Below are 15,963 nucleotides of genomic sequence, written 5' to 3'. Positions count from 1 at the left end.
CTAATGACTAATGACTCATCCTCGCCAGCAACTGTCAACTGTCAACTGTCAACTAACTTAGATGTCCAAGTCGAGGAGGTTGAGTTTGGGGCCGTAGGTTTCGATGAATTCGCGGCGGGGGGCGACCCGATCGCCCATTAAGATGGTAAAGATGCGATCGGCTTCAGCAGCGTCTTCAATCTCCACCCGTTTTAGCGTCCGAGTTTCCGGGTTCATCGTGGTATCCCACAACTGCGTGGGCATCATTTCGCCCAAACCTTTGAACCGCTGGATAGTGTAGTTCGCATTGGCGGGGAATTCGTTGCGGACGAGATTGTTCATTTCGCGATCGCTGTAACAGTAGTAGTGATTGCGTCCCCGTTCCACTTTATACAGAGGAGGACAAGCAATATAGATGTAACCTTGTTCTACAAGTGCGCGCTGGTAGCGGTAGAAGAAAGTCAGCAACAGCGTGCGGATGTGGGCCCCATCTACGTCAGCGTCAGTCATGATCACTATGTGGTGATACCGCAATTGACCGGGGTCGAATTCTTCGCCTTTGATACCCAAACCCAGGGCTGTAATTAACGACTGAATTTCGTTATTTTTGTAGATTTTGGCGTCGTCGGTTTTCTCGATGTTGAGAATTTTACCGCGCAAAGGCAGAATTGCTTGGAATTGTCGATCGCGCCCTTGCTTCGCGCTGTTGTGTACAAAAACTCCCGCACCTAGTGCAAAGTTGTGGCTGTTAGGCACTTCGATGTCATAAACATCGTGCCGTTCCTCTACAGCTTCAATCTTCACAACACGGTGGTTGTAATTACGAACCGCTTGGCGAGCATATAATTCTTCACCATTAAAGTAGCGCTTACAAAAAGTCTCGTACTTCAACAAAGACTTATCATTCTTCAGGCGGCGATAAGAATTGTAATAATCTACATCAATCCAGCCCATTTTCATCTGAACAGTCTTCAATGCTTCCAGAGTTTTGCGGTAATAAGTTTCGTCCAAAGCTGCTTTGCGTTGGCGGCGAAACTCCGGTGTCCACTGTTCCTTAGTTTTCTCCCGTCGCCAGTCCAACAAATCCTGATTTTGCCACTGTTCTTTGGCCAATTGTGAATTAGCCTCCCGCGCTTCAGGATTGTTAGCAAAATGATTGCGAACCCGTTGAGACTGAGCTAAGCGGTTTTCTTCAGAACTCCAATACTCTTGTTGGGCTTGGTTGAGCAATTCATTATTTTGCTCGCGATAAGCTTCATTAGTGTCGTAAAACTCACGCCACTTGCTAGTCATGTAAGCTTTATACTCTTCATCTTCCCACTGAGCCTTTGCCTGTTCTGAGAGAATTTGCCTGGTTTCAGGCTGCTGCATCCGCTCTTTCATCATCGCCCGAAATTCATCAGTCATGTGAGCTTGACGGCTCTTTTCAATGACATCCGGCCTGTGCAATGTTTTCTCAAGGTTGGCGCGGTGTAAAGCCAAGTGTTCCTGAGCAGGTAGTCGCTGAATATTGGTCGGATTGTTGTTGAGTTTGTTGAAATCAACATGGTGGCGGTGATTGCCGTCAGATGCTTGATAAACCTCATGTTTCAGGTTGTAGAAATCCGATAACAAATGACTGTAAATCCACTTGTCACTGCTGGGATTCCAAACCATTTCGTAACCGTTAAGTCCCTGCCCGTTTTGGTTCTTTTTCGACAACTGGCGGTTGAGAGGCATTAAGGAATCGTCCGGTGTCAGCATGGCTGCTGCTTTGTAAGTGCCATCCCGCAACATGAACCGATGATCTGGAGTACAAGTAATTGTCTCCCCATTGTCTAATGTCAATTTGATAACCTCAGCATTTGCTTTAGTCATGCGAGCGTTGGTTATCCGCTCAAACCCGATGTTTCCACTCTCGCGAATGGTGTAGCAAAAGTGTTCTTTACCTTCTGCTTGTTCGTCAACTATCTCTTTGAAGGTTTTTGTTGTGCCATCAGCTAATAATATTTTCTCCGAAGAGAGAAAACAGCCGCCGGCTGAATCGCCCTCGACCAGGTATATCTCAGACAGGGCGGGGTCTCTGGAGCTACAGTCCGCTAATTTTCCGGGCAAAGGAGACGATTCTAGGACGGATTTTCGGCGGACTAAATCGCGGGCACGACGGGCGGCTTCTGCGGCTTTAAATGCCTGAATTGCTTTTTCCAAAATAGCGTCTGCTACTTGGGGCCGAAATTCCAAATATTCGGTTAATACTTCGCCTACGAGGGAATCAACAATTCCTCTGACTTCGGTATTTCCTAGCTTTGTTTTGGTTTGGCCTTCAAATTCTGGGTCTGGAACTTTGACCGAAATCACGGCTGTTAAACCTTCGCGGACGTTTTCGCCGGCGAGGTTGGGCTCGTGTTCTTTGATTTTGTTGCGCTTGCGGGCGATCGAGTTCATCGTCCGCGTCAAAACAGCCTTTAAGCCTTCTAAGTGTGTACCGCCGTCGATCGTCCGAATGTTGTTGGCAAAACCCAGAACGTTGTCGCTAAAAGCATCGACGCACCACTGCAAAGACACTTCTACATACACGTTGTTGCGTTCTCCTTGTACGTAGATCACCTCTTCGTGCAGTGGCTGCTTCTCGCGGTTCATGTACATGACATATTCCTTGATGCCACCTTCGTAACAATAGGTTTCGACGCGCGGTTCGCTACTTTTGAGCAATTCCAAGCGACGATCGCCAAAAGTAATTTTCGCACCCGCATTCAGATAAGCCAACTCTCGCAAACGTCCAGAAACCGTAGCGTAATCAAACTCAATCCCAGTGCTAAATATCTGAGTGTCTGGAAGGAAACTAACTGAAGTACCGGTGCGATTTCCTTTGCAGGGCTTGGCCACAAGTTCGCTGACGGGAAAGCCTCTTTCGTAGCGCTGCAAATGTTCTTTTTGGTCGCGCCAAACAGTAACCTCTACCCACTCGGAAAGCGCGTTAACCACGGAAATACCTACACCGTGCAAACCTCCAGAAACTTTGTAACCGCCACCGCCAAACTTACCGCCGGCGTGCAGTACAGTCATTACTGTTTCGATTCCCGATTTGCCAGTCTTGGCAACGATCCCGGTAGGAATACCGCGGCCGTCATCTGTGACAGTGACTGAACCGTCGGCGTTGAAGTCAACCTCGATGTGAGTGCAGTGGCCAGCCAGCGCCTCATCGATGGAATTGTCCACAACCTCGTAAACTAGATGGTGGAGTCCTCGCGGGCCGGTGGTACCGATGTACATCCCCGGTCGTTTGCGGACTGCTTCGAGACCTTCGAGAACTTGAATCTGGTCGGCGCTGTAGCTGCTGGTCATACAAAAATAGCTCCAATAATGAGGCCTAAAGCCCCAAAAGCTTCTAAAATGGGAAAACTCCTAAAATTATAGCACAAAACCGTTAATGGCGATGCTAGGGCTTTCTGAATGGAAATTTATCGGGGGGACGGAGGGGAAGAGTTTTGAGATTGCTTCGCGATTTCCCACCCAGGGCGGTGAATGAGTGAAGCCAGAGAAGGGAAAGTAGGGATGAATAGAGCCTGGGATAGGATTTGAGGGTTTTTCTTGGGAAATGCAATATGTTTTTTAAGTGTGCGACGGCTTATGTTTAGATTGATTACAATTTGCGGGGCGACGGCGACGGGGAAGTCTGGAGTGGCTGTGGAAGTTGCCGATCGACTGAAATCTTCGATCTTGAGCGCAGACTCCCGTCAAGTGTACCGCGAATTTGACATCGGAACGGCAAAACCGACAAAGAGCGATCGCGCTTCTGTACCGCATCACTTAATTGACATTTGCGAGCCGACAGAAACTCTAACACTCGCAGAATACCAGCAGCAAGCTCAAAAAATAATTGCTGATGTCGATTTTCCCGTTTCTCCTCCGCTGTTGTTGGTGGGAGGGACAGGCTTATATATCAAATCGATTGTCAAGGGTTTGAAAATGCCTAGGGTAGCGCCGATGCCCGAATTGCGATCGCAACTTGCGGATCTGGGCCAATCTCAATGTTATGCGATGTTGCAGCAGGTCGATCGCCCGGCCGCCGAGAAAATTCACCTCAACGATTCATTCAGAACCTTACGGGCACTGGAAGTATTTTATGTCACCGGGCGCTCTATTTCCGAACAGCAAGGCGAAAATCCTCCCAATTATCCGATTCTACAGATTGGGTTGGACTGCGAGATGGATGTTTTGGGCGATCGCATCCAACAGCGCACCGAACAAATGTTAGAACGCGGTTGGCTGGCTGAAGTAGAATATTTGTGCAAAAAATACGGCTGCGACTTACCATTGTTGAACACCCTGGGATATCAGGAAATCAAACGATATTTAGCTGGCGACATTACGCTTGAGGAAGCTAAAGAATTAACAATTTTGCACACGAGGCAATTTGCCAAGAGACAGCGGACATGGTTTAGAGCATATCCTGAAATTGAATGGTTTGATGTTAGCGTACCTGATTTACTGGAACGAGTTTGGCAAAGAATACAAAATTTTCTGGTCAAAGGTTCGTAGTGAGGACTTTAGTCCGCAGAAAAGAAAGGACTGAATTCCGAACGATCGAACCTAATAACAAAGGTTCGTAGTGAGGACTTTAGTCCGCAGAAAAGAAAGGACTGAATTCCGAACGATCAAACCTAATAAGTTTCAATTAAAGAAACTATTTGAATATAATCAAAATCATTTGCCAAAAAAGCTAAAGCCTCAGCCACAGATTCATCAAGCTTGCGGATTTGCTCTATGCAACTATCAACTTTAGCCATATCACTGAGGCTGGAAGCTGCCAATAAATCAGCCAACAATTCAGCAGGCAAATTCGCCAAAGCTGACCGACTCAAACCAGCTTGGATATCCAGTTTCGTCAAATCCTTGTTGCTAGCAGGTTCCTCATAGATAAAATTCACCCCAATATGTTTTTGAAGCGCATCAAATATATCTGCTTCCCGGAACGGTTTGCGGATAAAATCATCGCATCCTGCCGAAGAAACAACCGCTCTTTCTTCTTCTAAAACACTAGCAGTTACAGCAATAATTGCAGTAGCTTGACCTTTAAGAGTACCTTTGATTTGTTTTGTAGCTTCGTACCCGTCCATCACGGGCATTCTCATATCCATTAAAATTAAATGCGGTTCCCAATCATTCCAAATCTCAACAGCTTCTTGGCCGTTACAAGCTTCTTTTAGTTCAAAACCGAGGGGAGAAAGCAGTTTGAGTAGCAGCAAATTATTGCTGGGTTTGTCATCAACAATCAAAATGCGATACCTAGGTTGATTCGGTGCGAGGCAAATCACTTGTAGCGCCGTCTTTTTGCCTTCTATTTCCCTGGGATCGATCGCACTAATTTTAGTATCGAATACAAAAGTTGTTCCCACTCCCAATTCTGAATAGACACTCATCTTGCCACCCATTAACTCTACAAAATTGCGGCTGATTGGCAGTCCCAAACCAGTTCCTTCTTGGGAGTTTTTACCAGTTTGGGTTTGCACAAAAGCTTCAAAAAGACTATCTAATTCATCGGCGGCGACACCTGGCCCAGTGTCGGAGATTGCAAAAATCAGGAAGTACGAAGATCCAGAATCTAAATCGTTAGGATTTTGTAGTGGGCTAATTTTACTACATTTTTCAAGACTCTGATTTGCTGGAATATTTGAATTTTCGCTATTCTCCACAATATTAACAGTTTTAGCGGGCTTTAGACTGCTTGCTTCTGGTTTGAGATTAACTTTTACTGCAACTCCTCCTTCTTGAGTAAATTTGAGAGCGTTACCGATCAAATTTATTAAAACTTGTCGCAATTTGACTTCATCTGTGCGAACGTATCTGGGAACATCAGGGCTGTATTCTACTACTAATTGCAATTGTTTGTCGTCAGATTTGATATGGAACATATCTTCGAGATCGTCCATAAATTGATACAAATCAAAATTTTTATAGTTGAGAATAGTCCGACCAGCTTCAATCTTTGATAAATCTAAAACCTGGTTGATTAAAGTTAGTAAATGGTCGCCGCTGCGAGTAATAATTGCGACATTATCTTGATGCTCTTTGGGTAGATTTTGGCTGCGGAGCATGATTTGAGAAAAGCCGAGGATGGCGTTGAGGGGAGAGCGCAATTCGTGGCTCATGTTGGCTAAAAAACTGCTCTTCGCTTCGTTGGCTACTTCGGCTTTTTTCTTGGCAAGAGCGAGCTCCGATGTGCGTTCTTCTACTTTTGTTTCTAAGGTGCGGTTGGAATCTGCTAGATTAGTATAAAGTCTGGCATTTTCAATGGAGATGGCTGCCGAAGCCGATAAGACTTTCAGCAGTTCTAATCTGTCTGATGTAAATGCTCCAGCAATCAGGTTGTTTTCTAAGTAAATTATGCCGATAAGTTGACCTTGGTTCAGGAGTGGCGCGCACAATATTGATTTGTTTTGATGCTGTTTGATATAGGGGTCGCTGTTAAAATTTTTGCTGGCAAATGCTTGGCTTAAAACTACTGTTTCTCCTGTACGGGCGACATAATTAACAATCGATACTGGTAGGTTATTCTCTATATGAATTGACTGCAATACTGCAATATTTTCGGAATCGATCGCACCCGCAGCTTCGATTAGCAATTCCCCGGAATTGTTATTGGCAGAATCTGAGGGGGAATGGAAAATTAAATAGCCTCGTTGTGCTCCGGCATTTTCAATCAGTATTTTCATCAAAGAAGCCAGCAACTTATCCAAGAGTATTTCGCCAGAAATGGCTTGGCTGGCTTTCACTACCGCAGCCAAATCTAAAGCTGAACTTCCTAAGCCAGGGGTGTTTAATTGGCTGGCTATAGTTACTGTACTGGCATCATGAAATTGAGTTTCTGATGTGGATTTTATTAATAATTTTGGGTGAGTTGCTTCTAACTTTTCTTGTTTGCGTTTGGCGCCCCAAATTAGATAGTTGTAGTGCGCTTTTTTTAGGTAAATTTCGGCAAATTCTGCTTTACCTTTGCTCAGCCAGAAATTGGCTGCTAATTCTGCGGCTAATGCTTCATTTTGGATAAAATAGCCGTCTCTGGCTGAAGTAATCGATCGATCGTACAAATCGATCGCCTCCATCTCCTTACCCACAATCCGCGCCATCTCCCCAGCTACCAATAAGTATTTATGCTCAAAGGTCTCCGGACAGCTATCAGCCCAGATTTTCATCTGTTTTTGGTTGGCTTTGAGCTTTCTCAGATATTTTTGGCGATCGCCCTTGGAAGCTTGCGGGTAAAGCGCAGTTAAAATTAGAGAATAATAAAAATTATGTTCGGCTACAATAATTGTGCCGATCGCCAAACTCAATTTTTTCTCAGCTTCCACAGCATAGCTGAAAGCTGCTGCATACTCTCCGTACAAATACAAAACCTGGCATTTCAAAATTTGATAGCCGCAGATTGCCAAAAAACTGCCGCGATCGGCACACCGCTCTAAATATTGTCCTTCGCTAATTTCGCCATTAGAAAATACCTCACAATTAGAAGTTTCTCCCAGTAAATTAAACAAAGCTATCTGACAGCCTAGTAAGTAATCAGTAGCAATTTGATTGTTAGTTTTAAAGTTAAATAGCAAAAAATTCCACACTTCTACACGCAGAGATTCGAGATTTTTGCCCTGGGGGATAGAATACATCAATTTGTAAAGCTGAATGTAACCTGCAAATTGCAATTCGCCGGATTCTAAGCCAGCTTGATAGCCATTATGGCTAATCGAATCCGACAGTTTCAGAGGCTGTATCCAGTGATTTAAATGAGCGACAAGCATTTCCGATGCCTTGCATTTTTGCGTCAAATCGTGAAAGCGATCGCTCAAATTGAGAGCTAACATCCCAAACTCGTATCCCGAGCGATAATCAGCCATCGCAGCCGACAAAACCAAGCCGTAGCAAGCATAGCTGTAAGATGATTCCGGCACCGGGCCGTATTTCAGAGAAAGATTGACAGATTTTGTAACAACTAATTGGTAAAGTATCGGATTGGAAAATAAACTCGCGGGAATAATTTTATCCAGAAGTTTCATCGCGGTTCTTTTTTCCGAAATCTTCATTTCCGGTACGTGCAGCAAAGCACCAATTGCCCGATCGCCCAATTGCGCTGTTGCTTCAGCAAATTCGGCTTTGCAAGCTTGCTGCAACTGCTTTTGCGGCAACTCAACCCCCAACAAACGCAAGCCCTGGCGCCCAAATTTAATAGCTTCCTCGTATTCCCCCAACATGGTATGCAGCGTAATTAGGCGATCGAAAAATTCCGCTTTTTCCACCGCCAATTGCAACTGCGATAGTGCCGAATGAATCAAAAATTGCGATTGCTCGAAATTGCCAATCAGATAATTCAATTCCGCAGCTTCCAGGTACAACTCTCGCGTCAAATTATATTCAGTTTCCCAGCTATCCGCAGCCAAAAGTTCGATCCCAAAACAGACATACTTGACAGCAGCCGCATAAGCTGTAGCAGCTTTGGCTTTTTTCCCAGCCAAAAGATTGAGTTTGGCAATTTTATCTCTTTCCGTGCGATCGATCGCCAAGGGCAGCTCCCCTGCTGTCGCCATTTCTATCGCCCCTATCGCCTTTCCTGCCGCCAGATTTAACTGATCGACAATTTCAAAAAGCTCCTCCGACAAATCTTCACCATCGCTATTATCCAATAACAAGCGACCGATTTGCAAATGAACCGCTTTTTTCTGCCCTTCGTCAATCAAAGCATAAGCAGCTTGTTGGACGCGATCGTGCAAAAACTTGTACTCTTCAAACAACAGTTCAATATCCAACTCAGACACCGGAAAAATCAAACCAGCTTCCAGTGCGGGCTTCAAATCTGAGAACACCAAATCCGGAGATCTTTCACAAATTTTTGATAAAGTAGTTAAGTCAAAAGATGCCCCAGCACAAGCTGCGAAACGCAAAATATTTTGAGTTATTTCCGGCAATATTTTTATTTTTTTTACCATCAAATCAACCACATTATCAGTGATATCCCTTGCTTCAATTTGAGCAATATCCCACTGCCAAAATCCTCCACAACCTCTATTTTTTAGAGCCTTTGGTTCCCGAATCGATAGCTCGGAAGATTCCAGAAAACTAAAATTAATCAATTTCTCAGAATGCAGCATTTTGAGAAATTGATTGACAAAAAACGGATTTCCATTAGTTTTGCATAACACCAAGTCAGCCAAAGATTGCACAGACATAGCATCGCTATGCACAGTGTCAGCTATTAAATTACTAACATCTTGGATGGTTAAATTAGCTAAATAAATAAAATCAATTGTAGCGCCTTCTTTTTGCATTTCATCCACAGTAATCATTAAGGGATGATGGGCGCTAACTTCATTGTCTCGATAGGCTCCAATCAGCAATAAATATTGTGTATCACTATCCACTACCATCAATTGAATTAAATTGAGAGTAGCTGCATCTACCCACTGTAAATCGTCAAGAAAAATTACCAGTGGATGTTCCGCCGAACAAAACACGCGAATAAATTTTTCAAACACAAAATAGAAACGAATTTGCGCTTCATTTGGTCTCAACTCTGCTACCTGGGGCTGTTTGCCGATAATTAATTCTATTTCGGGAATTACCTCAATAATTACTTGACCGTTTGCACCCAATGCAATTAAAAGTTTAGTGCGCCACTCATCGAGTTTTGCGGAACTTTCGGTTAGCAGTTGTCGCGCCAATCCCGAGAAAGCGCTAATAATCCCTGAATAGGGAATATCGCGCTGAAATTGGTCAAATTTGCCGGAAATAAAATAGCCGCGTTTTTCAGTAATTGGTTTGTAAATTTCTTGTACCAGCGATGATTTCCCCATGCCCGAATAACCGGCAACTAGCATCATTTCGCTTCCAGAAAAACTATGTTGTGGGTTCGCAACTCGCTCGAATGCTGCTAGCAAAGCCTGGACTGGCGCCGCCCGCCCGTATAGTTTTTGAGGGATTTGAAATCGATCGGAAATATCTTCTTTAGCTAAAGCAAACTCTAAAATAGTTCCTGTTGTCTGTAATTGACGCAGACATTCTTCTAAGTCTGCTTGAATTCCCCAAACACTTTGGTAACGGTTTTCAGCAGTTTTTTCTAAAAGTTTCATGACTATTGCTGACACAGCCGGAGGAATTTGTGGATTGATTTTGTTGATGGGCAATGGCTGTTTTGCAATGTGACAGTGTACCAATTCCATTGCATCTTTGGTCTCAAAAGGCAATTGGTTGGTTAGCAGTTCGTAAAAAGTAATGCCGAGGGAATAAAAATCTGTACGGTAATCTAGAGAACGGTTCATTCTCCCTGTTTGTTCTGGTGAAATGTAGGCTAAAGTTCCTTCTAAAATATTGGGATTTTTTATGGTAGGAGTTTCGCGGGTTAACAGGGTGGAAATTCCGAAGTCAATAATTTGGATTTTTCCTGTGGCTGGGTTGAGAATAATGTTGCCGGGGTTGATGTCTTTGTGGATGATGTTTGCTGCGTGAATTTGTCCTAATATTGCGGCGGCTTGAATGCCGATATTGAGAAATTCAAACAGGCTAAAGCTTTGCTGTTCCTGCATTTGTTTCAATGAGAAACCGCCAAAATCTTCTAAGATTAGAAGGAGAGTGTTGCGATATTTTTGTAAGTCGTAAGCTTTGATGACTCCTGGCAGGTTGAGGATTTGAAGAATTTTGTATTCCTGTCGGTAGCGGACTATTTCGCCGGGAGTTGGATAGTCTTCGTTGAGCAGTTTGAGAATAATTGGCTGTTGATTTTGTTCTCTAATACCTCGATAAACTGTTGAAATAGAATTTTCGTGTATTTTATTTAATGTTTGAATGCCGGGAATTTCAAGCATTGCATATTTTCCTTTTTTATTAACTGGAAATTAACTTAGAATAAGACCGGGCATAGGGCATAGGGCATAGGGCATGGGGCATATCTCACCATGCTTGAGAACCGCTATAGAATAAGATCGGGCGGTTGAAATCGCGTCTATACAGGCAAAACTCGGATGGTGCGCGGGTTGAAGAGTCGGCGGTTGAAATTAGGTTTTTTCTTCTGTCCGCGCACCATCCGGACATCGTTTGTGTAGACGCGGTTTCAACCATACGTCCTATCTGAGTGTGAAATTTCGCTAACTGTAAAGGCTTGCGACATATTCGCCGTAACCGTTATAGGGCAAAGTTGGGCGAGTTTCCCACGACCAACTGTTACCGGGCCCGACTACCCGTTCGCTGGCTTGCGACCATCTGGGGTGCGGTTTGTCGGGTTCGACATTGGCTTCAAATGCGTATTCGTTGGGGCCGATGGTATTCCAAAAAGTAGCGGGCTGTTTTTCCACAAATTCAATTTTAACGATCGACTTTGCGCCCTTAAAACCGTATTTCCACGGAATCACCTGCCGCAGGGGCGCCCCATTTTGCTTGGGTAGCCGCCGCCCGTACAGCCCTGTGGCAAAAAATGCTAAATCGTTGGCCATTTCCTCGATTCGCATACCTTCGGTGTAAGGCCAGGGATAAAATTGGGACATTAAACCGGGGCCGGGAGTGATTTTGGAATCGTAAAATGAGGTGAAGCGAACAAATTTAGCATTCGATTGCGGTTCGACATCAGCCATGAGTAATTTCATGGGAAATCCGACCCAAGGAACTACCATCGACCAGGCTTCTACGCAGCGAAATCGATAAACTCGTTCTTCGATGGGAAATTTTTTCTGGAGGTCGTCTATATCGTAGGTGCGGGGATTTTTGACTAAACCAGTTACTTCTACTTTCCAGTTTTCGGTTGGTAAAGCTTGGGCGGCTTGCCAAATAGATTTTGTGCCTCCGTATTCGTAAAAGTTGTTATATTTGGTAGCTAGGGCTTCGTCGGTAATTGCCCGATCGACTTTCGCAAAGGTAGGATTCCGGGTCAATCCAGCGTAGGCTTGGGTTGAGCCTTTATCCAGAGCAGTTTTTGAGCCTGTATTGCTTTGACAGCCTGTCAGTGGTAGCAGCGAAGCAGTGACGCCGGCGCCGATTAAATTGGTCATGAAACGGCGGCGGTTGAGAAAGGCTGTTTCTGAGGTAATTTGTGAGTTGGAAATTTCCCAAGGTTTGGGAACGCGAATTAAGGGCATAGTTCAGTTGACAGTTGACAGTTGACAGTTGACAGTTGACAGTTGACAGTTGACAGTTGACAGTTGACAGTTGACAGTTGACAGTTGACCGCTTGAGGGCTACCTCTCCATAAAAGGAAGAGGATTGAAACAGTGAATAATTTTGTTTTATTTCCCCCGTTGAGGAGGAGGCTTTAAACCATTATTCTTCGTAATAGTTAAAAGTTAGTAGTTAGTTTGGCGAAAGTTGCCAAAATTTCAATTTTTCAGTTGATTTGAAATTTGAAATTGACTCCCTTGCCGCAATTACTGGATCTACAATGACAGTATACCGTAATTCGTTGACAGCGAGTCCAGCCGAGCAATCAAGTTCGGTGCGATCGACTTATTAAGCCTCGATCGCATAAAAGTCCTACCAATTTGAGATTTTAGACTTCGACGGCTTCTGCGGGCTACGCTGACTGACAAGTGGCGATCGCGGTTGTCCTTGCTTACCGAAGTGTCGAACGATAGAAGAATTGGGGATGACTGACTCGATAGTGGTGGGAATTTTTTCTACAGTTGTATTATTTACGCCCACAGGTGTCAGCCAGAATTTAGGCGCGATCGACAGCAGCAACTGTGGCTAAAATCTAGGAAACAATTATCATAAAGCAAAGATTCAAATTATTTAATTTGTCCACAGGAAGCGGCACGCACCGCCCCGCTTTCCTCCCCCACTCCTCCCTTTAAATCGGACGGGGGTCTCCAGCGGCAAGACAAATGAGTTACTGCATAAATCCCAATTGCCAAAATCCCAAAAATCTCGATCGCGCGACAGCCTGCACAAATTGCGAGTCGAACTTGCTGCTCAAAGGGCGCTACCGAGTCTTTCACACCCTCGGTCAAAGTATCGCTTGCCGCACCTTCCTAGCAGCCGATGAAGACCAACCAGCGCAACCCCGCTGCGTCATTCAACAGTTCTGCGGCCCCATGCCGTCAATCGCCGACGGTCAAAACCAGTTCAACCGGACATTTTTGGGTTCTGCCTCAGTTCTCGACAAGTTGGGCAAACACCAGCAAATACCGAAACTGCTGGCATCTTTTGAAGTCGAAGGCTGCCAGTATTTAGTGCAAGAATACATTGAAGGGCGCAATTTAGCCGATCGGCTTTCGGAAAAAGGCGTTTTTAAAGAAATTCACATTTGGTATCTGCTGAGCGAGTTGTTACCAGTGCTGGAATTTGTCCACGAAAATCAACTGATTCACCGAGATATCAAACCGTCCAATATTGTTCACCGCAAATCTTCCCAAACGTCGGCAGCAATAGTCGGGAAAGAGCATCTGGATTCTTGGGAGGAGGAATCCGGGCTAGTTTTAGTCGATTTCGGCTCCGCAATTCCTGCCAACAGCGGGCCCCTGAAAACAGAAACAGTGACGGGTTCTGCCGAATACGCGGCGCCGGAACAAATTAAAGGTGAAGCAATTAAGAGCAGCGACATCTACAGTTTGGGCGTCACCTGCATTCACTTGTTAACGGGAATGTCGCCCTTTGATTTGTTTGACATCAAAGCCGACGCTTGGGCCTGGAGGGATTATTTGAAAGTACCAGTTTCGGCCAGACTCGGCCGCATCCTGGATAAAATGGTGCAGCGAGAACCATCAAAACGCTATCGATCGATCGAAGCAATTCTCACAGACATGAAATACGGCCCGACACCGATAGAGGTGATTGCCAGCAAACCCAAGTGGACTTTAGCTTTGTGGGGGGGAGCCACAGTTGCTCTGATTTCATTGGTGCTCGGTTCTCGCTTGCCATCTCCGGTATCGGAGGCTTTCACTTCCAATGAGCCTGTTTCTAGCATTCCCGACATTCGGTTCGACCCGCCCCCCATGCAGAATTTCAGCAGCGAGCCATCGCTGTCACACCCCGCAGTGCGGACTTTGACAGAGCAAGACAAAAATCCGGTGTGGGCGGTAGCAGTCACTCCCAACGGCCGCGTGATAGTTAGTGGCAACAACGATGGGACAATTCACCTGCTGCACAAGCGTCACGGTAAAGTGCTCAAGGTTTTGGCGGCACATTTGGGGCCCGTGTGGTCAGTGGCAGTGAGTCCCGATGGCAGGACGATCGCCAGCGGTGGCGCTGACGGTACGATTAAACTGTGGAATTTCTATTCTGGCCAGTTAATTCGGACATTGGACGGACACACAGACGGCGTGTTCTCGGTGGTGTTCAGTCCCGACGGCAAAGCCCTCGCCAGTGTAGGCAAAGATAATGCTTTGAAGTTGTGGCAAGTCGAAGGCGGGGCCGAGTTGCAAACACTCAAAGGGATAACCGACGAAGTGCATTCGGTAGCTTTCAGTGCCTATAAAGACACTTTGTTTGCTGGCAAAGGCGACGGTAGGATCGAGATGTGGAATTGGAAAACAGGGGCATTCCAAGCCACTCTGACTGGTCATGTTGATGCTGTTTCGGCGCTTACGATCAGCCCCGACGGTACAATTTTGGGCAGCGGCGGCTGGGACAATACCGTGAGGATTTGGGATATCACCACGGATCACGGGCCCGAACCGTCCGGTGAGGTGACTTTTGCCGGTCATACCGATCGAATTCAGTCTGTAGCTTTCAGTCCCGACGGGGCGACGCTAGCCAGCAGCGATTTGAGCGGAACTATCAAGCTGTGGGCGATGGATGGCGGGGAGCAAGGCACGCTGAAAGGTCATTCTACTTGGGTGGAATTGGCTTTTAATCCTCAGGACAAAACTCTGATCAGCGGCAGTTATGACGACACGATCAAGGTGTGGCAACTGTCTCCTTGATTGTGGCGATCGATTCTCGGTGCGATCGAATTAAATCAAGGTATGTAGTTGCGCTTAAGCGCTCTTTCTTAGCGCTTTTGAACAAATCGAAGAGCGAAGACAGCGCAACTACGTGCCTAAAAATCTACCTCAATAAAACCAAATTGCCGATCGCACTACCGCTTTCCTGCAATTCATGAGCGGCCGCAATCTCGTCTAAACCAAAGCGCCCAGCAATAACGTGTCGCAAAACTCCAGCTTTCAGACAAGTCGTAATATCTGCCGCCGCTTGTTGGTGCGCTGCTTTGTCCATAGCATAAACTAGGACGTAATGAACGGTAAGATTTTTGTAAATTAACGAGTACACAGGAATTTGAGGCGTTGCATTTGAATCAGAAGCATAGGTGGCGATCGTGCCGTTACGGGCGATCGCTTTGAGATTAATTTCCAGATTTCCGGCAAAATCAACTTCAATTATGCGATCGACCCCTTTACCGCCCGCAATTTCCTTAATCCGCGCCACCACATCTTCAGCTTTATAATTAACAATATAATCAGCTCCCGCAGTTTTAGCAATTTCTGCTTTTTCCGCAGAACTTACCGTCGAAATAACCGTCGCGCCACCCCATTTTGCCAATTGGATCGCATAATTACCAACAGCGCCCGCCCCGCCCGCAACCAATACAATTTTCCCAGTAACAGCACCATCTTTAAAAACACAATGGTGTGCAGTCATAGCCGGAACTCCCAAACAAGCACCCGCTGCAAAATCTGTATTTTCCGGTAGAAAAACCGCTTGTTCGCTGGGAACAACAACATACTCCGCCGCCGTACCAAACTGGCGGGGCAAAGTGGCTTCATAAATCCAAACACGTTCCCCAATTCGAGACTGTGGCACGCCTTCTCCTGCTGCTTCAATTATGCCCGCACCGTCGTTGTGGGGAATGACTCGCGGGTATCGCATTGTGAGTCCGCCCCAACCGCTGCGCTGCTTAACATCGGATGGGTTAATTCCGGATGCGCGTACTTTAACCAGCACATCATTTGCGCCCAATTCTGGAACATCGATTTCGCCAATTTTGAGGACATCTTTCGCGTTGCCGAGTTGTTCGTAGTAAGCAGCTTTCACGGTTTT

At 45.7% G+C, this 15,963-nt stretch carries 6 protein-coding genes; 2 read left to right on the top strand and 4 right to left on the bottom strand.

Annotated elements, in window-relative coordinates:
* Positions 1-57: 57 nt before the first annotated feature.
* Complete coding sequence (gene gyrB / locus JGK22_RS12840; RefSeq protein ID WP_293184901.1) at positions 58-3,303, bottom strand: DNA topoisomerase (ATP-hydrolyzing) subunit B; 3,246 nt, start codon at positions 3,301-3,303, stop codon at positions 58-60.
* A gap of 285 nt (positions 3,304-3,588) precedes the next feature.
* On the opposite strand from gyrB, the gene miaA reads away from it, so the two are divergent.
* Positions 3,589-4,500, top strand: coding sequence for a tRNA (adenosine(37)-N6)-dimethylallyltransferase MiaA (miaA, locus tag JGK22_RS12835; protein WP_293184899.1), 912 nt, complete (start codon positions 3,589-3,591; stop codon positions 4,498-4,500).
* A gap of 122 nt (positions 4,501-4,622) precedes the next feature.
* On the opposite strand, the gene JGK22_RS12830 is transcribed toward miaA, so the two are convergent.
* Both JGK22_RS12830 and msrP read right to left on the bottom strand, forming a co-directional pair.
* Complete coding sequence (locus JGK22_RS12830; protein WP_293312992.1) at positions 4,623-10,805, bottom strand: AAA family ATPase; 6,183 nt, start codon at positions 10,803-10,805, stop codon at positions 4,623-4,625.
* Between the two features lie 279 nt (positions 10,806-11,084).
* Positions 11,085-12,068: a protein-methionine-sulfoxide reductase catalytic subunit MsrP gene (gene msrP, locus JGK22_RS12825; protein WP_293196646.1), complete on the bottom strand. Its 984-nt coding sequence runs from the start codon at positions 12,066-12,068 to the stop codon at positions 11,085-11,087.
* A 741-nt stretch (positions 12,069-12,809) separates the two neighbouring features.
* On the opposite strand from msrP, the gene JGK22_RS12820 reads away from it, so the two are divergent.
* A complete protein-coding gene (locus JGK22_RS12820) occupies positions 12,810-14,849 on the top strand; it encodes a protein kinase (protein WP_293184894.1) in 2,040 nt (679 codons plus the stop codon).
* 124 nt (positions 14,850-14,973) lie between these two features.
* Here JGK22_RS12820 and JGK22_RS12815 read toward each other — a convergent pair whose 3' ends face one another.
* A complete protein-coding gene (locus JGK22_RS12815; RefSeq protein ID WP_293184893.1) occupies positions 14,974-15,957 on the bottom strand; it encodes an NADPH:quinone reductase in 984 nt (327 codons plus the stop codon).
* Positions 15,958-15,963 lie beyond the last annotated feature (6 nt).

Origin of the sequence: Microcoleus sp. PH2017_08_TRC_O_A (assembly GCF_020738665.1) — a bacterium.
GTDB lineage: Bacteria > Cyanobacteriota > Cyanobacteriia > Cyanobacteriales > Microcoleaceae > Microcoleus.
This window is presented reverse-complemented; position numbering and strand designations above follow the sequence as displayed.

Coding starts and splice junctions, on each gene's coding strand:
- gyrB (WP_293184901.1), bottom strand. CDS start 3,303: ATGACCAGCAGCTACAGCGCCGACCAGATTCAAGTTCTCGAAGGTCTC.
- JGK22_RS12830 (WP_293312992.1), bottom strand. CDS start 10,805: ATGCTTGAAATTCCCGGCATTCAAACATTAAATAAAATACACGAAAAT.
- msrP (WP_293196646.1), bottom strand. CDS start 12,068: ATGCCCTTAATTCGCGTTCCCAAACCTTGGGAAATTTCCAACTCACAA.
- miaA (WP_293184899.1), top strand. CDS start 3,589: ATGTTTAGATTGATTACAATTTGCGGGGCGACGGCGACGGGGAAGTCT.
- JGK22_RS12820 (WP_293184894.1), top strand. CDS start 12,810: ATGAGTTACTGCATAAATCCCAATTGCCAAAATCCCAAAAATCTCGAT.